Annotated in this window: 20 protein-coding genes; 10 read left to right on the plus strand and 10 right to left on the minus strand. The window is 68.7% G+C overall.

Annotated elements, in window-relative coordinates:
• The 5 genes from GOARA_RS09460 to GOARA_RS09480 form a co-directional block, all read right to left on the minus strand.
• Positions 1-1947, minus strand: a 1947-nt coding sequence (locus tag GOARA_RS09460) for an acetoacetate--CoA ligase (RefSeq protein ID WP_007322132.1), incomplete at its 3' end; no start/stop codon positions are given.
• 79 nt (positions 1948-2026) lie between these two features.
• Positions 2027-3115, minus strand: a complete 1089-nt coding sequence (locus GOARA_RS09465; protein ID WP_007322133.1) for an NAD(P)H-dependent flavin oxidoreductase — start codon at positions 3113-3115, stop codon at positions 2027-2029.
• A complete protein-coding gene (locus GOARA_RS09470; RefSeq protein WP_007322134.1) occupies positions 3112-3867 on the minus strand; it encodes a CoA-transferase subunit beta in 756 nt (251 codons plus the stop codon). Before GOARA_RS09470 ends, GOARA_RS09465 begins: the two co-directional genes overlap by 4 nt.
• Positions 3864-4754 (minus strand): CoA transferase subunit A, encoded by an 891-nt coding sequence (locus GOARA_RS09475; RefSeq protein WP_007322135.1) that lies wholly within the window; start codon positions 4752-4754, stop codon positions 3864-3866. Before GOARA_RS09475 ends, GOARA_RS09470 begins: the two co-directional genes overlap by 4 nt.
• A 37-nt stretch (positions 4755-4791) precedes the next feature.
• On the minus strand, positions 4792-5568 hold the full coding sequence (locus tag GOARA_RS09480) for an enoyl-CoA hydratase family protein (RefSeq protein WP_007322136.1): 777 nt from the start codon (positions 5566-5568) through the stop codon (positions 4792-4794).
• Positions 5569-5650: 82 nt separating this feature from the next.
• Between GOARA_RS09480 and GOARA_RS09485 the strand changes: the two genes are divergently transcribed.
• Both GOARA_RS09485 and GOARA_RS09490 read left to right on the plus strand, forming a co-directional pair.
• The gene (locus tag GOARA_RS09485) at positions 5651-6463 is read left to right on the plus strand and encodes an SDR family oxidoreductase (protein ID WP_007322137.1); all 813 of its coding nucleotides are present in this window, start codon (positions 5651-5653) and stop codon (positions 6461-6463) included.
• 53 nt (positions 6464-6516) lie between these two features.
• Positions 6517-7413, plus strand: coding sequence for an SDR family oxidoreductase (locus GOARA_RS09490; protein ID WP_007322138.1), 897 nt, complete (start codon positions 6517-6519; stop codon positions 7411-7413).
• Between the two features lie 81 nt (positions 7414-7494).
• On the opposite strand, the gene GOARA_RS09495 is transcribed toward GOARA_RS09490, so the two are convergent.
• The gene (locus tag GOARA_RS09495; RefSeq protein WP_007322139.1) at positions 7495-8154 is read right to left on the minus strand and encodes a GNAT family N-acetyltransferase; all 660 of its coding nucleotides are present in this window, start codon (positions 8152-8154) and stop codon (positions 7495-7497) included.
• A gap of 173 nt (positions 8155-8327) precedes the next feature.
• Between GOARA_RS09495 and fadD8 the strand changes: the two genes are divergently transcribed.
• Positions 8328-9935, plus strand: a complete 1608-nt coding sequence (gene fadD8, locus GOARA_RS09500) for a fatty-acid--CoA ligase FadD8 (RefSeq protein WP_007322140.1) — start codon at positions 8328-8330, stop codon at positions 9933-9935.
• 32 nt (positions 9936-9967) lie between these two features.
• On the opposite strand, the gene GOARA_RS09505 is transcribed toward fadD8, so the two are convergent.
• Together GOARA_RS09505 and GOARA_RS09510 are read right to left on the minus strand one after the other, a co-directional pair.
• Entirely contained in the window at positions 9968-10525 is a 558-nt protein-coding gene (locus tag GOARA_RS09505) for a sugar O-acetyltransferase (RefSeq protein ID WP_007322141.1), read from the minus strand.
• A gap of 31 nt (positions 10526-10556) precedes the next feature.
• Positions 10557-11810 (minus strand): cytochrome P450, encoded by a 1254-nt coding sequence (locus tag GOARA_RS09510; protein ID WP_007322142.1) that lies wholly within the window; start codon positions 11808-11810, stop codon positions 10557-10559.
• Between the two features lie 121 nt (positions 11811-11931).
• Between GOARA_RS09510 and GOARA_RS09515 the strand changes: the two genes are divergently transcribed.
• Positions 11932-12543: a TetR/AcrR family transcriptional regulator gene (locus GOARA_RS09515; protein ID WP_007322143.1), complete on the plus strand. Its 612-nt coding sequence runs from the start codon at positions 11932-11934 to the stop codon at positions 12541-12543.
• A gap of 48 nt (positions 12544-12591) precedes the next feature.
• Here the strand turns inward: GOARA_RS09515 and GOARA_RS09520 are convergent, their stop codons facing one another.
• The gene (locus GOARA_RS09520; protein ID WP_007322144.1) at positions 12592-13071 is read right to left on the minus strand and encodes a nitroreductase family deazaflavin-dependent oxidoreductase; all 480 of its coding nucleotides are present in this window, start codon (positions 13069-13071) and stop codon (positions 12592-12594) included.
• Positions 13072-13081: 10 nt separating this feature from the next.
• Entirely contained in the window at positions 13082-14245 is a 1164-nt protein-coding gene (locus GOARA_RS09525; RefSeq protein ID WP_007322145.1) for a steroid 3-ketoacyl-CoA thiolase, read from the minus strand.
• A 221-nt stretch (positions 14246-14466) separates the two neighbouring features.
• On the opposite strand from GOARA_RS09525, the gene GOARA_RS09530 reads away from it, so the two are divergent.
• From GOARA_RS09530 to GOARA_RS09555, 6 genes are all read left to right on the plus strand, one after another.
• Positions 14467-15696 carry a cytochrome P450 gene (locus GOARA_RS09530; protein ID WP_083834838.1) on the plus strand — a complete coding sequence of 410 codons (1230 nt, stop codon included), beginning with the start codon at positions 14467-14469 and terminating at the stop codon, positions 15694-15696.
• Positions 15693-16130, plus strand: a complete 438-nt coding sequence (locus GOARA_RS09535; RefSeq protein WP_007322147.1) for a nuclear transport factor 2 family protein — start codon at positions 15693-15695, stop codon at positions 16128-16130. The genes GOARA_RS09530 and GOARA_RS09535 overlap by 4 nt, the downstream gene beginning before the upstream one ends.
• A gap of 44 nt (positions 16131-16174) precedes the next feature.
• Entirely contained in the window at positions 16175-16492 is a 318-nt protein-coding gene (locus GOARA_RS09540; RefSeq protein ID WP_007322148.1) for a helix-turn-helix domain-containing protein, read from the plus strand.
• A gap of 82 nt (positions 16493-16574) precedes the next feature.
• The gene (locus GOARA_RS09545) at positions 16575-17729 is read left to right on the plus strand and encodes an NAD(P)/FAD-dependent oxidoreductase (RefSeq protein WP_007322149.1); all 1155 of its coding nucleotides are present in this window, start codon (positions 16575-16577) and stop codon (positions 17727-17729) included.
• An 8-nt stretch (positions 17730-17737) separates the two neighbouring features.
• A complete protein-coding gene (gene sigJ / locus GOARA_RS09550; RefSeq protein ID WP_007322150.1) occupies positions 17738-18634 on the plus strand; it encodes an RNA polymerase sigma factor SigJ in 897 nt (298 codons plus the stop codon).
• A 10-nt stretch (positions 18635-18644) separates the two neighbouring features.
• On the plus strand, positions 18645-19094 hold the full coding sequence (locus GOARA_RS09555; protein ID WP_007322151.1) for a flavodoxin family protein: 450 nt from the start codon (positions 18645-18647) through the stop codon (positions 19092-19094).
• The last annotated feature ends 14 nt before the right edge of the window (positions 19095-19108 follow it).

Here is a 19108-nt window from a genome sequence, read left to right on the forward strand (position 1 = left end):
CTTGCGCAGCGCGGCCAGCTCCGCGTAGACCGCGAGTAGATCGGGATTGTCCACCGACGCCGGGTTGGCGACGTCGCCGAGCTTCGCGCCCTGCAGGAGGCGCTTCACCGGCACTTCGAGCTTCTTGCCGGTCTTGGTGTGCGGGATGCCGGGCACCGCGATGATCTCGTCGGGAACGTGGCGCGCCGACGCCCGCTCGCGGATGCGCGCTTTGACGTCCGCGATCAGCTCGTCGTCGAGTTCGACGCCGTGGTCGAGGACGACGAACAGCGGCATCCAGTACGAGCCGTCGGTCTGCTCGGCGCCGATGACCAGCGACTCGACGATCCCGTCGACGGTGTCCACCGCGGCGTAGATGTCGGCGCTGCCCATGCGGATTCCGTGCCGGTTGAGCGTCGAATCCGAGCGCCCGTGGATGACGACGCTGCCACGGTCGGTCAGGGTGATCCAGTCGCCCTGCCGCCACGCGTGCGGGAACATCTCGAAGTACGCGTCGCGGTACCGCTCGCCGTCGGGATCGTTCCACAGCTTCACCGGCATGCTCGGCAGCGGCTTGGTGATGACCAGCTCGCCCAGTTGGCCGTTGGGCACCGGCGCCCCGTCGGGCCCCCACGCCTCGATGGCCGCACCGAGGCAGCGCACCGAGAGCTCGCCGGCCCACACCGGCACCGTCGGCACTCCGGCGATAAAAGCGCTGCAGACATCGGTGCCGCCCGAGAGCGACCACAGCGGTACGTCGGGGAGTTGCTCGGCCTGCCAGCGGTGCACGTCGGGCGAAAGCGGCGATCCGGTGCTGCCCATGGAGCGCAGCGACGCGAGCTTGCGGGTGCCGCTGACCGGTGTCACACCGGCGGCCTGACTCGCCTGCAGATAGCCGGGGCTGGTGCCGAAGAAGGTGGCGCCGTGCTGGTCGACGAGGTCCCACATGGCCGCCGGGTCGGGGAAGGACGGCGAGCCGTCGTAGCAGATCACCGACGCCCCGACGGCGAGTGCGGCGATCTGGGCGTTCCACATCATCCAGCTGGGCGAGGTGTACCAGAACAGCCGGTCGCCGGGTCCGAGATCCCAATGCAGACCGAGCTGTTTGAGCATCTCGACGAGAATCCCGCCGTGGCCGTGGACCAGGCCCTTGGGGACTCCGGTGGTGCCGGAGGAGAACAGCACCCACAGCGGATGGTCGAAGGGCACGCGGACGGGAGTCAGCGCGGCGGGCTCGGCCACCGCTTGCGCCCAGGGCGTGCCGAGGTCGTCGCCGTCGAAACCGACCCGGGACAGCACGATCGTCTCCCGGAGGGTCGGGAGCCCGTCGCGCAACCGGACGATGTCGTCGCGACGGTCGTGCGTCTTGCCGTTGAACCGGTAGCCGGTGGAGGTGATCAGCAGCTTGGGCTCCAACTGGCCGAAGCGGTCGATCGCCGCGTCGGCGACGTAGTCCTGGCCGACACAGGACCAGATCGCGCCCAGCGACGCGGTGGCGGCGAACGCGGCGATCGTCTCGGGAACGTGGGGGAGATACCCGACGACCACGTCGCCCGGCCCGACGCCGGCCTTGGCCAGCGTCGCCGCCAGGGCGCCCGCCTCGTCGCGCAACCGCTGCCGGGTCCACGATGTGGTCGCGCCGGTCTCGTCGGTGGCGATCACCGCGACATCGTCGGGTTCGCCCTGGGCCAGCAAATACTCGCCGAAGTTGACCGTCGCGCCGGTGAACCACTGCGCGCCGGGCATCGCCGCGTCGGCCAGCGCGGCGTCGTATCCGCTCACCGCGTCGAGCCCGAAGAAGTCCCAGACCGCCGCCCAGAAGCCGTCGAGGTCGGTGACCGACCATTCCCACAGTGCGGCGTAGTCGTCGGACTCGCGCCCGGCGTGTCGGGCGAACTCGGTGACGCGTGCCCGCGCCACCCGATCGGCGTCGGGTGTCCACAGTGGTTCGGCAGACTGGTTCGCCATGTGGTGATTATGACGGAAGCAGGATTCAGTTACTAGAGATTAACTGAAAATCTTCCTCGACCGGGACCGCGTGACGGAGTCACGCCAAGCGGCTCAACGCTGCCAGTCGTTCGTGCGCCTGGACCATGATCGACTCGATCAGCTCCCGGCACGACGGCAGATCGTCGATCATGCCGACCACCTGCCCGGACGCCAGGACACCGGCATCGGTGCGGCCCTCGACCAGCCCGGCCTTCAGCAGCATCGGCGTGTTGCCCGCCATGATGATCTGCTGCCAGGTGCGCTCGCCCGAGCGTTTCATCGACCGGCCGTCGCGCAGCATGGTCGTCCAGCGCATGCCGGTCATCTGCTTGAACTCGTTGGCGTTGCGCGCCGCGGCCGCCAGCGCGCGGACGCTCGATCCGCTCTCCAGCGCCTCGACCAACTGCGTTCGCAGTACTCGGTGCGGCATGCCGTCGACCTTCGTCGACACCACCGTATCGCCGAGGCCGCGCTGCAGATACTCCTGCTTGACCGAATCCGGGACGGCCGAGTCCGAGGTCAGGAGGAAGCGGGTGCCCATCGCGACGCCCTCGGCGCCGTAGGCGAGCGCGGCGACGAGGCCGCGACCGTCGAAGAATCCGCCGGCCGCGACGACGGGGATCGACGTCGGCTCGCCGGGCTTTTCGCTGAGCGCGTCGATCACCGACGGCAGCAGCAGCGTCGTGGCGACCGGGCCGGTGTGTCCGCCGCCCTCGCCGCCCTGCACGATCACCGCGTCGGCGCCCCACGAGGCGACCTTCACCGCGTGCTTCGCCGCGCCGATGGACGGGATGACGACGATGCCGTGGTCCTTGAGCTTGGCGATCAGCTCCGGCTTGGGCGCCAGGGCGAACGACGCGACCTTGACGCCTTCGCGGATCAGCAGGTCGATGCGTTCCGGAGCGTCGGTGGCGTCGGCGCGCAGATTCACGCCGAACGGCTTGTCGGTGAGCGACTTCGTCTTGGCGATGGCCGTTTCGAGTTCGGCGAAGGTCATCGTCGCCGACGCCAGGATGCCCAGCCCGCCGGCGTTCGCGGTCGCCGACGTCAGCGCCGGTCCCGAGACCCAGCCCATGCCGGTCTGCACGATCGGGTACTCGATCCCGACGAGTTCGGTGAATCGCGTGGAGAGTGCCGGCGCGGTCACGCCTTCACCTCGCGGTTGCGAACGCCCTTGGGGTCCAGCACTTCTCGGATGATCCGCAGCTGCTCATCGGTCGGCGTCGCGGTTTCCGGCGCGTCATCGAGGCCCTCGATCGCGAACGAGGTGTTCTCGGCGACCTCGGCGGCGGTGACGCCCGGGTGCAGGGACAGTGCCCTCATTGTGTGGTCGGCGCCCCCGAAATCGAAGACGCCCAGGTTGGTCACGATCCGGTGGATGTTCAGGTGATCGTAGGCCGGGTTGGCCGGATCGACCTTGTCGAAGCCGACGCCGGAGACGATGTCGACGGAATCGACGAAGACGCGCGACGAATGCCGGGCGACCCAGTAGCTCGTCGGATGGTTGATCGTGTTGCCCGGAGCCCCGCGCACGCCGAACATCTGACGGGTCGGGTGCTGCAGCGGACCGAACGCCGACAGGTTCTGGTTGCCGAACCGGTCGATCTGGTTGGCGCCCATGACCACGTGCCGCCGGCCGGACGCGACGACGTCGAAGACCTTGCGGAACGGCATCCATCCCTCGATCGGGCCGACCTTTCCGATCGCCGGAGTGTCGGCGAGGATCAGCGCCTCCCCGTCGGTGATCAGCAGATCGGGCTCGGTGGTCAGGCGCGCTAGGCGCGCTCCGAGCAGCGGCGTCGGGGCCATCGGCGACGCCATGATCTCACCGGCGCCGGTGAAGATGTCGGCGCAGGAGATCACGCAGTACTCGGCGCGGGTGATGTCGGTGGTGCTCACTTGGTGTCCTCCTGCTCGGCCTGCCATGAGGCGACCTCGGCCTGGTAGGTCTGCTCGTCGACGTCGAGGAAGCGCTTCTTGAACGCCGACCAGGTCTGCTCGTCGCCAGCGGATTCGACGTAGAACCGCTGGAAGGCTTCGTCGCGGCCGTAGCCGCCCGCGAAGGTGAAATGCGCGCCGTTCGGGGCGTGCACCACGCGGTCGACGTTCATCCGGTTGATCAGCAGCCGTTCGCGCTCCACCGAGCCGACGAGTTCCTCGGTGGACACGATCTCGTCGGCCTCCAGGTACCGGCGATCGGCGGCCGCGAGGTAGAGGTCGTCGAAGTACGGGTCGACGCCGGTGTAGGCGGCGTTGCCGTGGCGGTCGGCGCGGTCGAGGTGCACGAAGGCCGCGTCCAGCCGCAGCGCGGGCATCGCGACGAGGGTCTGGGTGCGGCCGTCGGCATCGGGGTAGGGGGAGACGACCGTCTGGAGTTCGCCCTCCCAGAAGGTGGGGACGTCGGAACCGAGACCGGCGCGGATCGGCAGGAAGGGCAGTCGTGCGGCGGCGGCTTCCAGGCCGCACTTGACCATGCCCTCGTCCATTTCCCGGACGGTGATCGCACCGGTCGTGCGCGCTTTGGCGAACCACGGATCGTAGAAGGGAGCCGAGTCCAGCGACACGAAGCCGTAGTAGGCCTTGGCAACCTTCCCGGCCTCGCAGAGCAGCCCCAAGTCCGCTCCGCCGTAGGTCACGACGGTGAGATCCTTGACGTCCGAGCGGGCCAGTGCCCGCACCAGTGCCATCGGTTTGCGTCGCGAACCCCATCCGCCGATGCCGATGGTCATCCCGTCGCGCAGCTCGCCGATCACGTCGTCGAGCGTCGAAGTCTTGTCCGTGGCCACTACTTCGCCCCTTTCGCCTTGCCGATTTCGACGGTGCTCATTTGTCCCGCTCGCTTTTGCTCCCCGCGACGAACGCGTCGCGATGCTCGTCGGCCACACCGGCCAGGTTCAGCTCGTAGGTGTAGCGCTGCTCGAGCAGGTAGCTGGTCTTCACGTCGACCGGGTCGATGCCGTTGATCGCCGCCTTCGCGGCGCGAATGACCCTGGTGTCCTTGGTCGCGATCATCCGCGCGACCTCCAGTGCGGCGTCGAGCAACTCCTCGCGCGGGACGACACGGTAGACCGAGCCGAACTGCTGCAGCTGCTGGGCCGTCGCGTTCTGGGCGGTGTAGTAGAGCGTGCGCATCATGTGCTGCGGCACGAGCCGGGCCAGGTGGGTGGCCGCGCCGAGCGCGCCGCGGTCGACCTCGGGCAGCCCGAAGACCGCGTCGTCGGAAGCGACGATGACGTCGGCGTTGCCGACGAGGCCGATGCCGCCGCCGACGCAGAACCCGTTGACCGCGACGACGACTGGCACGGCGCAGTCGTACACCGCGGAGAAGGCCGCCGCGCAGCCCCGGTTGGCGCCGATCAGCGCGTCGAAGCCGCTCGTCGCCTGCATCTCCTTGATGTCGACGCCGGCGTTGAAGCCGCGTCCCTCGGCTCGCAGGATGACGACGTGGGTGCTCTCGTCGGCGCCGGCCGCGCTGATCGTGTCGGCGAGTTCGAACCAGGCGGCGCTGGGCAGCGCGTTGACCGGCGGGAAGTCGACGGTGACGGTGACGATGCCGGCGTCGTCGGACCCCGGGGCACCGCGGGTGGTCGTGATGGGCACGAGAAGCTCCTCGTCGTTGCGTCAGAGCGTTGGCATCAACGCGAACCAAGCAAATGCTTGGTTGTTTGGTAGGGTAGCACCCATGTCTGAGAACCGCCTCGCGGCGTCGACGCCCGACCTCGGCCTGGCCGGCCGGGTGCTGCTGGTCACCGGTGGCGTGCGTGGCGTCGGAGCAGGAATCGCCCGCGTGCTCGGCGATCTCGGCGCCGTACCTGTCGTGTGCGCGCGCAACGCCCCGAGCGGGTCGGATCCCGACGGGTCGGGGGATGACGGCTTCGAGTTCCACGCTTGCGACGTTCGCGACTCCGGAGCGGTCGCCGACATGGTGGCCGCGATCGTCGATAAACACGGCCGTCTCGACGGCGTCGTCAACAACGCCGGCGGGTCGCCGTTCGCCCTCGCCGCCGACGCGTCGGACAATTTCGCTCGCAAGATCATCGAACTGAACCTGGTCGCACCGCTCGTCGTCGCCCGTGCCGCGCACGCGGTGATGGCCCAGCAGCCCGGCGGCGGAGCGATCGTCAACGTGTCCAGCGTCAGCGGGCACCGCCCGTCGCCCGGCACGTCGGCCTACGGCGCGGCGAAAGCCGGGCTGGACAACCTCACCGCGAGCCTCGCCGTCGAGTGGGCGCCGAGCGTGCGGCTCAACTCGGTGGTGTGCGGTCCGGTCGAGACCGAACAATCCCACCTGCACTACGGCGACGCCGACGGTGTCGCGGCCGTCGGCAAGACGATCCCGATGGGCCGGCTCGCCAACCCGGTCGACGTAGGCAACGCTGTCGCCTTCCTGCTCTCGCCTCTCGCCGGCTACATCACCGGCTCGACCCTGACCGTCCACGGCGGCGGCGAGAAGCCTGCCTTCCTCGACGCGGGCAACGCCGAGAACCGGGTCTAACCACCGCCACCAGCACCGTGGCCGACGAGCGGCCCGATCACCGAAGGAGCATCATGTCCGCCCAGATCAGCACCGACCGCGTCGTCATCGTCACCGGCGCCGGCCAAGGCATCGGCCGCGCCCACGCATTGGCGTTCGCCGCCGACGGCGCCAGCGTCGTCGTCAACGACTACGCCGCCGACGCCGCCCAGGCGGTCGTCGACGAGATCGTTGCGGCTGGCGGAAAGGCGGTGGCCAACGGTGCCGACGTCGCCGACTGGGATGCCGGCGCCGAACTGGTCCAGACGGCGGTCCGCGAGTTCGGCGGCCTCGACACGGTGGTCAACAACGCCGGGTTCCTGCGCGACCGCATGCTGGTGTCACTGTCGGAGGACGAGTGGGATGCGGTCGTCCGCGTGCATCTCAAGGGGCATTTCGTCGTCCTGCGTCACGCCGCCGAATACTGGCGCGCCCAGTCCAAGGCCGGCTCCCAGCGCGCCGCCCGCGTCGTCAACACCTCGTCGGGCGCGGGGCTCTTCGGCTCGGTCGGGCAGGGCAACTACGCGGCGGCGAAGGCCGGCATCGCCGAACTGACCATCCAGGCGGCGGCCGAACTCGGCGGCTATGGCGTGACCGTCAACGCGATCGCCCCCGCGGCGCGGACCCAGATGACGATGGGCGCGGGTGAGGCGATGGCGGCCCAGATGGCACCGCCGTCGGATGGTTCCTTCGACGCGATGGACCCGGCCAACATCTCACCGCTCGTCGTATGGCTGGGGTCGGCGGAGTCGGGCGAGGTGACCGGACGCGTCTTCGAGGTCGAAGGCGGAACGATCACCGTGCTCGACGGCTGGCAGCGCGCCGCGTCGCAGGACAAGGGCGCCCGGTGGGCTCCCGCCGAGGTCGGCCCGGCGGTGAGCCGGCTGATCGCCGAATCGCCGAAGCCGGTCCCGGTCTACGGCGCGCGCTGAGGTTCCACCCGCACGAATCGACAGATCCCGACGAGATTTCGTCGGGATCTGTCGATTTCTGCGGGAGGAGTGCGGGCTGCGTCAGGCCCCGCTGGGTGCCCGCACCACCATCGGAACACCGGGGAAGTACGCCGCCATCTCCGACCGGGATTTGCGCAGCGCCGCGGTTCCCAGTCCCTGCTTGCGGTGGTCGGGACGGATCCAGATCCGGACGTCGACCTCGCCCTCGGTCAGCTCGCCCATGACCAGACCGATCTTGGCGTCGCGCTCGACCGCGACGAGCCAGATGGCCTCCTCGTGATCGACGCGATCGGCGGCCGCCGCGATCTCGTTGTCCAGGTCGCCGGCCGGTGCGCCGGAGCCGTCGCCCGCCGAGCCTTGCTCGGCCGTGCGCTCCGCGAAGAGGTCGGCGTCGTCGTCGGGGGAGAACGGCCGCAATTCCAGGGTGTCGCCGCTGGACGCCGGCCGCTCGGCGAGGGTGAACGTCAGCGCGGAGTTGAGGTCGTCGAGTTCGGCCTGGTTGCGACGGCGCTGATCTTTCGTGAGCTGGTAGAAGGACATTCCCAGCACCGCCTCCGCGCCCAGCTTCGACTTGCCGAGCAGTTCCGCGATGGCGTCGACGGCGGCGGCGCGGTTCTCGGCGTCGACGATGGCGTCCAGCACCTCGTGGCGGCGTTCGAGTGCGGTGAGCAGGGCGTCGGTGATGTCGCGGCGGGTGGTGGTCTGGTCCAGATCAGTCATGTGCCCGATCGTAACGCCGTAGACTTGTTACTAGTGAGTCTACTGGCGGGTAGTTTTTCGGGCTCGAAAATGTAACACGTTCTTGATACGTGAGATACGTATGCCACCCCGTGTGAACAGGTTGTTATCGGGCTGAGCTTCCCTGAAACTAGAACACGTCCTAATCTTGTGGCATGACGGAAATCGACCTCCTCCGCGGCGACACCCATTTGGGCGATCTACTCGTTGCCGCCCTCCACCGCCACGCGAACCGGCACGTATTGAAACTCGGCGACGTCGAGTTGACCGGAGCCGAGATGGCCGACGCGATAAGCACCTACGTTCAGGCCTTCGAGTCCGTCGGGGCCGGGACCGGGACGGCCGTCGGGCTACTCGCGCTCAACCGCCCCGAAGTGCTGCTGGTGATCGGCGCGGGGCAGACGCAGGGGTACCGGCGCACCGCGCTGCACCCGCTCGGGTCGGCCGACGACCACGCGTACGTGCTGAACGACGCCGGTGTCACGACGATCATCATCGACCCGGTGCCCAAGTTCGTCGAGCGCACGGTCGAGCTGCTGGCCAAGGTGCCCGGCCTCAAGCAGGTCCTCACGCTCGGCCCCGTCCCGCCGGAACTGGCCGAGGTCGGCACTGACATCATCGCGACCGCCGCCGGCTTCGCGCCGCAGCCGCTGCGGGCGGCGCGCCTGGCGCCCGACCACGTCGTTTCGATCACCTACACCGGCGGCACGACGGGCAAGCCGAAGGGAGTGGTCGGCACTGCCCGCGCCATGTCGACCATGACCCAGATCCAGCTCGCGGAGTGGGAGTGGCCGGAGCGTCCGCGCTTTCTCATGTGCACTCCGCTCTCGCATGCGGGCGCGGCCTTCTTCACCCCGACGCTGATGAAGGGCGGCACGATGATCGTGCTGCCGACCTTCGATCCGGCCCTGGTGCTCAAGACGATCGAGGAGGAGAAGATCAGCGCGACGATGCTCGTGCCGTCGATGCTCTACGCGTTGCTCGACCACCCGGATTCACAGACGCGCGACCTCTCGTCGTTGGAGACGGTCTACTACGGTGCCTCGCCGATCAATCCGGTCCGGCTGGCCGAGGCCATCGACCGCTGGGGTCCGATCTTCGCGCAGTACTACGGGCAGTCCGAGGCGCCCATGGTGATCAGTTACCTGCGGCGCGACGAGCACGACCCCGCGCGCCTGGGCAGTTGCGGCCGTCCGTCGGCCTTCCTGCGAACCGCCCTGCTCGACTCCGACGGCAAGGAGGTCGATCGCGGCGAGCCGGGCGAGATCTGCGTGTCGGGGCCGCTGCTGGCCGGCGGCTACCTGGGGTTGCCCGAACAGACCGCGGAGACCTTCACCGCCGACGGGTGGCTGCGCACCGGCGACGTCGCGCGCGAAGACGACGACGGCTTCTGGTTCATCGTCGACCGCACCAAGGACATGATCGTCTCCGGCGGATTCAACGTCTTCCCGCGCGAGGTGGAGGACGTGATCGCCGAGCATCCCGCCGTCGCGCAGGTCGGTGTCGTCGGTGCGCCCGATGACAAGTGGGGCGAGGCGGTCACCGCCGTCGTCGTGCTGCGTGAAGGAGCCGGTGAGACCGACGACGCGCGCAACGTGATCGCCGACGAGATCAAGCTGGCCGTCAAGGACCGCAAGGGCGGGGTGCAGTCGCCCAAGCAGGTGCTGTTCGTCGACGCGCTGCCGCTTACCGCGCTGGGCAAGCCCGACAAGAAGGCGCTGCGTGCCCGGTTCTGGGAGGGTGCGGCGCGCGGCGTCGGCTGATCCGGCAAGAGTCCGCAAAACCAGGCGTTGCGTTATACGGACCGCACCACGCGCGCCGGATTGCCCGCCGCGAAAACGCGGTCCGGGATGTCGCGGGTGACGACGCTGCCGGCGCCGACGACGGTGTCGTCGCCGACGGTGACTCCCGGGCAGACGATGACGCCGCCGCCGAACCATACGTTGTTGCCGATGCGGATGGGGGCGGCGGACTCCCAGCGCTCACGGCGGGCCTGATGGTCGGTCATCGGGTGCAGGGCGGTCAATAGCTGAACGCGCGGCCCGATCGAGCAATCGTCGCCGATCACGATGGGTGCGCAGTCGAGCAGGATCGCGTCGTAGTTGAGGAAGGAGTTGGATCCGATCTCGATGAGATGTCCGTAGTCGCACTGGAAACGCGGCATGATCCACGAGCCCTCGCCGATTCCACCGAGCAGCTCGCCCAAGAGTTCGCGGCGACGGGCGTCGTCGTCGGCAGCGGCCGCGTTGAAGGCGGCACAGAGCTTCGCGGCCCGACGTCGCTCGGCGACGAGCTCGGGATCGCTGTCCTTGTAAAGCTCCCCGGACAGCATGCGTCGCTTCTGCTCACCCATGCCGACGAAACTACCCGCCGCCAAGCCGGGCTCAGGTGCGCGCGGGACAGCCGTAGTCGACGCCCAGCCCCTTGACGCCGTTGAGCCAGCCCGACCGGACGCGCTGGATCTCGCCGGTACGTGTCACGTCGGGCATGACGTCGGCGATCGCGTTGAAGATCAGGTTCAGCTCCATCCGTGCGAGGTTGGCGCCGATGCAGAAATGCGCGCCGTTGCCGCCGAAGGCCAAGTGCGGGTTGGGGTCTCGGGTGATGTCGAAGGCGAACGGGTTGTCGAAGACCTCTTCGTCGTAGTTCGCCGAGCTGTAGAAGATGCCGACGCGCTGTCCCTTGGCGATGTCGACCCCCTCGATCTGCGTGTCGGTGGTCGCGGTGCGCTGGAACGCGTGGACCGGCGTCGACCAGCGCAGCACCTCGTCGACGGTGGTGCTCGGACGCTCCGCCTTGAACAGCTCCCACTGGTCGGGGTGGTCGAAGAAGGCGTTCATGCCGTGACTCGTCGCGTTGCGCGTCGTCTCGTTGCCAGCGGTGATCAGCAGGATCACGAAGAAGCCGAACTCGATCTCGGTCATCGCCTCGCCGTCGTCGCCGGCCTGGACCAGCGTGGTGACGATGTCGTCGGTGGGATTCTTCCGCCGCTCCTCGGCCATCTGGTACGCGTAGGCCATCAGCTCGGCGTTGGCGGTGACCGGGTCGAACGGCTGGTCGGGATCGTCGCTGTTGATGATCGAGTCGACGAGCTGATGGATGCGGCCGCGGTCCGGCTCGGGAACCCCGAGCAAATCCATGATCGCCTTGAGCGGCAGGTGGATCGACACGTCGTCGACGAAGTTCCCGCTGCCGGCGGCGACCGCCTCCTCGACGACCTCGCGCGCGGTCGCGGCGAGCTTGTCCTCCAGCGCGTGGACCGCCTTCGGCGTGAACATCCTCGAGACGATCTTGCGCAGACGGGTGTGCTCGGGCGGATCGTGGTTGATCAGCAGTGCCTTGGTGAACTCGAGCTGATCGGGCTCCATGTACTCGGGCAGGCGGATGATCGCGCCCTTGGCGTTGGTCGACCACAACCCGCTGTCCTTGGACACCTCGCGCACGTGCCGGTGCTTCGACACGACCCAGAATCCGTCGTCGCCGAAGATCGGGCTCAACGCGGGCTGGTCGTTCCACCACACCGGGGCGGTCCGGCGCAGCTCGGCGAACTCGGCGACGGGCATTCCGCGCGCGAGCAGGTCGGGATCGGTGAAGTCGAAGCCTTTGCCCAGGGGGCAGGTGGCAGCGGCTGTGGTCATGTGTTCCTCCGCGCGGGATCGGCTGTGTGGCAGCGGTCACTACACCATACACCAAACAACTATCTGTATGGTCATGCGCCGGGGGTCGCGGGCGGTGCCGAGGCGACTAGGCTGATCAGCCATGCGAACCCACGGCTGGGGCGGCCATCCGCCCGGCGACGACGAGGAGGCCGTCGCGCGGATCCTGGCCGCAACGCGTGAGGTGATCGACGAGAAGGGCGCATCGACGAGCCTGGCCGACGTCGCCCGCCAGCTCGGTGTCACGCGGCAGACGGTGTATCGCTATTTCCCCAGCACGGGCGATCTGCTCGCCGCCACCGCGATGGGGGCCGTCGGGGGCTTGCTCGACCGGATCGCGGCGACGCTGCGCGGCTTCACGCGCCCCGACGAAGCCGTGGTCGCCGGGCTCGTCGCGGTGATGGACGGGCTGGCCGCCGACGACTACGTCGGCCTGGTGTTGCGCGGCGACCAGCTGAGCCTGCCCGTTGTCGGCGACTTCACGTCGGAGGTCGGCCGCGAGTTCGCGCGATCGATGATGGGCCGCATGGCCGTCGACTGGCCGTCGTGGGGCTTGAAGGAGCCGCAGCTGGCCGACATCTCGGAGATCATCCTGCGGACCCTGCAGTCCCTCGTGCTCGACGACGGGGAGCGCGACCCGACGGCCCTCGCCGAGTTCCTCGACCGCTGGGTCGGCGCGGCGATCCGGGAGATGTGCGAATTTCGTCCGTCCTAGGGCCGATCGTGGACATATCGTCCACGTTCGGCTCTGTGGCGCCTGAAATTATCGCGGCTCGCAGATGACGACGGGGATTTCGCGCTCGGTCCACGCGTCGTAGGTGTCGAAGTCGGCGTAGAGGTCGATGAGCCGCGGCCACAACGCCGTCTTCTCGTCAGCCGACGCGGTGCGCGCGACCAGGTCGTGGCGCTCGCTGCCGATCTCGATCGTCACCTCCGGGTGCTCCCGCAGGTTCAGGTACCACGCGGGGTGATGGGGCAATCCGCCCTGCGACGCGACGACGACGAACCGATCGCCGTCGAGCAGGTAGATCAGCGGCGCCGTCCGAGGCTGGCCAGATTTGCGGCCCGTCGTCGTCAGCAGGCAGACCGGTGCCGGCTTGCGCAGTGCCGCTCCCACCCGCCACGTCCCGCCCAGCCGTCCACCGGTCGCCCGGTACAGGCGCGTGTTGAGCCGGGAACCGATCTTGATGAACTTCGCGACGAGTGGCGAATCGAGCTGGTCGGGGCGCTTGCCGGCGTCCATGACGGTCGGACTAGATCCGCTCGATGATCGTGCCGGTCGACAGCGCGCCGCCGGCGCACATGGTGACCAGCGCGGTCTCGCCGTCGCGCCGCTCCAGCTCGTGCAGGGCGGTGGTGATCAGTCGCGAACCGGTCGACCCGACAGGGTGGCCCAGCGCGATCGCCCCGCCGTTGACGTTCACCTTGTCCATGTCGGGGTTGTGCACACTGGCCCAGCTCAGCACGACCGAGGCGAAGGCCTCGTTGATTTCCACCAGGTCGAGGTCGCCGATCGACATACCCGCCTTGGCCAGGACGCGCTCGGTGGCCTGGACCGGTCCGTCGAGGTGGTAGTAGGGCTCGGCGCCGACGAGGGCCTGAGCCCGCAGCCGCGCACGGGGCTTGAGGCCGAGGGCCTTGGCTTTGTCCTCGTCCATCAGCAGGACCGCGGCAGCGCCGTCGGAGATCTGCGACGACGTGCCGGCCGTGTGGCGGCCGCCCTCCATCACCGGTTTGAGGCCGGCCAACGACTCGGCGGTCGTGTCGCGCAGGCCCTGATCGCGGTTGACGGTGAGCTTCTCGCCGGTCAGTTCGCCCTCTTTGGTCCGCTCGGGGGCGATCACGGTCAGGATCTCGCGGTCGAAGCGGCCTTCGTCCCACGCCTGCTTGGCCAACTGCTGGCTGCGCAGGCCGAAAGCGTCGAGATCCGCACGGGTGATGCCGCGGCGCTCAGCGATGCGTTCGGCGGCTTCGAACTGATTGGGCATGTCGATGTCCCACGACTCAGGGCGTCGCGGACCGGCGTTCTCGCCGACGTTCGCGCCCAGCGGCACGTGGCTCATCGCCTCGATGCCGCAGGCGACGCCGATGTCGATCGTGTCGGTGGCGATGAGGCCCGCGATCAGATGATTCGCCTGCTGCGCCGATCCGCACTGGCAGTCGACGGTGGTGGCGCCGGTCTGCCACGGAAGCCCGGCGTGCAGCCAGGCGGTGCGCGTGACGTTGTTGCCCTGTTCGCCGACCTGCATGACGCAGCCGCCGATGACCTGCTCGACCAGTTCCGGGTCGATTCCGGCGCGTTCGATGACCCCGCGCTGCGCCGCGCCGAGGATCTCCGCCGCGTGCAGGCCCGACAGCCAGCCGTTGCGCTTGCCGATCGGCGTCCGCGCCGCTTCCACGATTACCGGAACGCCCATGTGCGAACTCACTTCCGTTGGTAGGTATCTCGCTTCAAAACTAGAACAAGTTCTTGTTCCCGTCTAGCCAGTGTGGCAGAGTGTGAGTCATACGAATTGAAACACGTTCCTCCTCGGTCGCGGCCCGGCCGGGGACAGGTGGAAGAGGTACAGACGTGACCCAGGCGAATGAGGCGGCAGTCTCGCAGAGCGGTGAGACGGCCGCGGCGCAGTGTCCGTTCATGCAGCAGAAGGGGTGGGATTTCACCAACCCGGACTTGCTCACGCAGGGTATTCCGATGGAGGAGTTCGCCTGCCTCCGCAAGACCGCGCCGGTCTGGTTCAACGCCCAGGAGCCCGGCAAGGGCGGCGGCTTCCACGATGCCGGCTACTGGGTCGTGTCCAAGCACGCCGATATCCGCGACATCTCCAAGAACTCCGAGGACTGGTCGACCAACCGCAACGGCGTGATCATGCGGTTCGAGGACGACATGCCCGCCGAGGCGCTGGAAGTCACCAAGGCGCTGCTCATCAACCAGGACGCTCCCAACCACACGCGCATGCGCAAGGTCGTGTCCAAGCTGTTCACCCCGCGTGCGGTCCACGAGCTGGAGGAGAAGCTCGACTCGGCAGCGCGCAAGATCGTGCAGGAGGCGGCCGATTCCGGTGACGGCGACTTCGTCCACCAGGTCGCCGTCGACCTTCCGCTGATGGCGATCGCCGACCTCCTCGGCGTGCCGCAGGAAGACCGGATGAAGCTGTTCGACTGGTCGAACTCGATGATGAACGCCGACGACCCGGAGTTCACCACCCCGCCCGACGTCGCGTCGGCCGAAATCCTCGGTTACGGCTACAACATGGCCGACGAGCGTCGCAAGTGCCCCGCCGACGACATCGTCACCAGGCTGGTGACCGCCGACATCGACGGGCACTCGCTCGACGAGATCGAGTTCGGCTACTTCTTCATCCTGCTGACCGTCGCGGGCAACGAGACGACCCGCAACGCGATCAGCCACGGCATGAACGCCTTCCTCGACAACCCCGAGCAGTGGGAGATCTTCAAGCGCGACCGTCCGGCGACCGCCGTCGACGAGATCGTCCGCTGGGCCACGCCGGTCAACTCCTTCCAGCGAACCGCGGTGCGCGACACCGACATTCGCGGCGTGAAGATCAAGGAGGGCGACCGGGTCGGCATGTTCTACGGGTCGGCCAACTACGACGAAGAGGTCTTCGAGGACCCGTTCACCTTCAACGTGCTGCGCGACCCCAACCCGCACGTCGGGTTCGGCGGCAACGGCGCGCACTTCTGCGTCGGCGCCAACCTGGCCCGCATGGAGATCAGCCTGATGTTCAACGCGCTGGCCGACATCGTCCCCGACATCACCAAGCTCGAGGCGCCGCGCCGGCTGCGCCACGGCTGGATCAACGGGATCAAGGAACTGCAGGTCGACTACGGCACCGGTGCTAAGTGAGCACACCCGCGTACCTGAACATCGATCGGGAGACCAACCCCGCCGTCGTCGCCGGCCGCCGCTCCCGCGAGGCCGTCGCCAAGCGTGACAAGCAGGCGTGGCTGGACAACTTCGCCGACGACGGGATCGTCGAGGACCCCGTCGGGCCGTCGATGTTCGACGAGGAGGGCAAGGGCCACCGAGGCGCCGAGCAACTCGCCGCGTTCTGGGACAAGACGATCGGGACCACGGAGAACCTCGAGTTCGTCTTCGACGAGGAGATCATCTGCGGGAACGAGGTCGCCTACATCGGGAAAATCGTCACGCACATCGCGGGCCACATCTCCGAGGCGCACGGGGTGTTCACCTACCGCGCCGACGCCGACGGCAAGCTCGCGGCGCTGCGCGCGTACTGGGAAGTCGAGAAGACGATGAACTCGCTGCGCCCCGCCTGACCAAGCGACCGTTTGCGCGAGTGGCGCCGTGCGACGATGGGCTCATGGCTGCAATCAAGTTCGAGATGGACGGTGCTCTGGCGCGCGCGGCGCGGCACCTGTGTCAGGTATCGGTGCGCACCGTCGCCAAGAAGGCGGGCCTCGAGCAGAAGGATCTGCGCCGCTACGAGAAGGGCGACACCACTCTCACGCCCGGTCAGATCCAGGACCTGACCGACGCGCTCGTGCACTACGGCGCCCGTTTCATCCCGGAGGACCGTCGGGGCGGGGTCGGCGTGCGGCGCAAGTTCACCCGCACCAGCGTGCAGATGATCGACGCCTGGGAGGACGAGGGCGGACCGGTCGGCGAGGACGACGTCTGAGTGGTGCTCGTCACCTGTTGTCACAAACCGGCTCCGGCCGGTGTCTCGGGGTTGTCACACTCTGAACACCGAGGGAGCAATCATGAACGGGCAAAGCAGTGAACCGCAGCGGCGAGTGGTCGTGCTCGGCGGCGGCTACGCCGGCACGATGGCGGCCAACCGGCTCGCCGGACGGCTCGACGTCGTCCTGGTCAACCCCCGCGACCGTTTCATCGAACGGGTCCGCCTGCACCAGTGGGCGGCCGGCAGCGGTGCGGCCGCACACGACTACTCGACGATTCTGAAGCCTTCCGTCCGGCTGGCCGTCGACACCGCGGATCGCATCGACGCGCAGTCCCGAACCGTGCACCTGGCGTCGGGCGGGACGCTGAGCTACGACTACCTCGTCTACGCCCTGGGCAGTGGCGCGGGCAGCACGGGCATTCCGGGCGCCGCCGAACACGGGTTTCGCGTCGACGACTGGGAATCGGCGGATCGGCTGCGCGCCCGGCTGGCCGCCGCACCGGGCCAGGCCGTCACCGTCGTCGGCGGTGGCCTCACCGGCGTCGAGACGGCCGCTGAACTGGCCGAGCGGGGCCACCGGGTCACCGTCGTCAGCGACGGCGAGATCGCGCCGAGCATCTCGGTGAAGGGCCGCGAGTCGACCAGGGCGACCCTGGGCGGACTCGGCGTCGACATCCGCGAGAACTCGCCGGTCGACGCGGTCGAGCCGACTGTCGTGCGCATCGTCGACGGCGGCGAGATCCGCAGCGACATCACGGTCGTCACGGTCGGCTTCGCCTATCCGGATCTGGCCCGTCGCAGCGGGCTCGCGTGCGACGAGAGCGGGCGCCTGCGCACCGACGCCGCACTCGTCAGCAGCGACGATCCGCGGATCGTCGGGGCCGGTGACGCCGCGGCGGTGGGCGGCATGGACCTGCGCAACAGCTGCCAGGCGGCCCTGCCGCTCGGAGCCCAAGCGGCCGCGACGGTCGAGGCGCTGGCGTCCGGTGCGCAACCCAAGGACGTCGACATGGGATTCGTCGGGCAGTGCCTGAGCCTGGGCCGCCGGGCCGCGACGATTCAGCTCAGTCACCGCGACGACTCGCCGACCCGTACGATCATCACCGGCCGGCTCGCCGCGATCACCAAGGAGGCCGTCTGCCGGGCCACGGTGTGGGGCCTGCGCAATCCGCGGCTGTACCGCTGGACCAAGGGCGGGGCGCCGGAAGCCGTAGTCGCGGAGACGGTCGGATAGGGGGCGTGATGGACGAGAAGGACGAGCACGCAAGGGTTTTCGGCGAGTATCGGCCGTTGCTGTTCACCATCGCCTACGAGATCCTCGGCTCGGCCACCGACGCCGACGACGTCCTGCAGGAGAGCTACCTGCGCTGGGCGGAGATCGATCTCGCCGGGGTCGAATCCCCGCGCGCCTACTTGGCTCGCGTCGTGACGCGGCAGGCGCTCAACGCGGCCCGGGCCGGCGCTCGTCGTCGTGAGGAGTACGTCGGACCCTGGCTGCCGGAGCCGATCCTGCTCGACGACCACGATCCGGCCGACGACGTCGTGCTGGCGGAGTCTGTTTCGACGGCGATGCTCGTCGTCCTCCAGTCGCTCTCCCCGGACGAGCGGGCGGTGTTCGTGCTGCGCGAGGTGTTCGGCTTCGGCTACGACGAGATCGCCGGGATCGTCGGTAAATCCGCCGATGCGGTCCGCCAGACCGCGCACCGGGCGCGCGCCCACGTGCAGTCGCGGCGTCCGCGCTTCGACGCGGGCGGTGCGGCGACCGCCGAGGAGGTCACGCGGGCGTTCCAGATCGCGGCGGTGACCGGGGATGTCGACGGCCTGCTCGCGGTGCTCGCCCCGGACGCGGTGTACACCGCTGACAGCGACGGCAAGGCGAGTGCGGCGCGCCGCCCGGTCGCCGGTGCCGACGCCATCGCCAGGATGATGCTGGGCTTCGTGCGGTTCGGGGTGAAGCACGAGATGGCGACCCGCGACCTCTGGGTCAACGGGATGCCGGGATTCACCGTCACGATGACCGACGATCCCGGCGGCGCCTTCTGGTTCCACGTGGTCGACGGCAAGATCGCGCACATCTACGGCATGCGCAACCCGGACAAGCTGGGCGGACTCGCCGCTCCGCGATCCATCGCACGATGAGGGGGAGATCATGAACAAGGCATTGCTGATCTGCGTTTCGGTCTCGCAGGGCAACACCCGTCGAGTCGCCGAGGCGATGGCGGGTGCACTCGACGCCAAGGTCGTCGAGCCGGAGGAGGTGAGCGCCGACGACCTCACGGCGTACGACCTCGTCGGATTCGGCTCGGGGATCTTCTACCAGCGCTTCCACTCGAGGCTGCGCGAGTGCGTGACATCGTTACCGGCCGGCGGGATGTCGGGCCGGGCGTTCGTCTACGGCACCAGCGGATTCGCGCCGCTGACCACGAAGCCGCTCACGCGCGGGCTGGAGCGAGCCGGGTTCACCGTCGTCGGCGAGTTCTGTTGCCGCGGCTACGACACGTCGCCCCCGTTCGGCTGGTTCGGCGGCGCCAAACGGGGTCGTCCCGACGAGACTGATCTCGAGGCGGCCCAGTCATTCGCGCAGACGTTGGTGCGATAGTCGCGTTACAGTTT

The sequence above is a fragment of the Gordonia araii NBRC 100433 genome (assembly GCF_000241265.1).
In the GTDB taxonomy this organism is placed as follows: domain Bacteria; phylum Actinomycetota; class Actinomycetes; order Mycobacteriales; family Mycobacteriaceae; genus Gordonia; species Gordonia araii.

Excerpts from the sequence above, each read along its gene's own strand:
- GOARA_RS09495 (WP_007322139.1), bottom strand. The coding sequence starts at position 8,154 with ATGACTGATCTGGACCAGACCACCACCCGCCGCGACATCACCGACGCC.
- fadD8 (WP_007322140.1), top strand. The coding sequence starts at position 8,328 with ATGACGGAAATCGACCTCCTCCGCGGCGACACCCATTTGGGCGATCTA.
- GOARA_RS09555 (WP_007322151.1), top strand. The coding sequence starts at position 18,645 with ATGAACAAGGCATTGCTGATCTGCGTTTCGGTCTCGCAGGGCAACACC.
- GOARA_RS09520 (WP_007322144.1), bottom strand. The coding sequence starts at position 13,071 with ATGGACGCCGGCAAGCGCCCCGACCAGCTCGATTCGCCACTCGTCGCG.
- GOARA_RS09490 (WP_007322138.1), top strand. The coding sequence starts at position 6,517 with ATGTCCGCCCAGATCAGCACCGACCGCGTCGTCATCGTCACCGGCGCC.
- GOARA_RS09510 (WP_007322142.1), bottom strand. The coding sequence starts at position 11,810 with ATGACCACAGCCGCTGCCACCTGCCCCCTGGGCAAAGGCTTCGACTTC.
- GOARA_RS09545 (WP_007322149.1), top strand. The coding sequence starts at position 16,575 with ATGAACGGGCAAAGCAGTGAACCGCAGCGGCGAGTGGTCGTGCTCGGC.
- sigJ (WP_007322150.1), top strand. The coding sequence starts at position 17,738 with ATGGACGAGAAGGACGAGCACGCAAGGGTTTTCGGCGAGTATCGGCCG.
- GOARA_RS09515 (WP_007322143.1), top strand. The coding sequence starts at position 11,932 with ATGCGAACCCACGGCTGGGGCGGCCATCCGCCCGGCGACGACGAGGAG.
- GOARA_RS09505 (WP_007322141.1), bottom strand. The coding sequence starts at position 10,525 with ATGGGTGAGCAGAAGCGACGCATGCTGTCCGGGGAGCTTTACAAGGAC.
- GOARA_RS09525 (WP_007322145.1), bottom strand. The coding sequence starts at position 14,245 with ATGGGCGTTCCGGTAATCGTGGAAGCGGCGCGGACGCCGATCGGCAAG.
- GOARA_RS09485 (WP_007322137.1), top strand. The coding sequence starts at position 5,651 with ATGTCTGAGAACCGCCTCGCGGCGTCGACGCCCGACCTCGGCCTGGCC.
- GOARA_RS09540 (WP_007322148.1), top strand. The coding sequence starts at position 16,175 with ATGGCTGCAATCAAGTTCGAGATGGACGGTGCTCTGGCGCGCGCGGCG.
- GOARA_RS09530 (WP_083834838.1), top strand. The coding sequence starts at position 14,467 with ATGCAGCAGAAGGGGTGGGATTTCACCAACCCGGACTTGCTCACGCAG.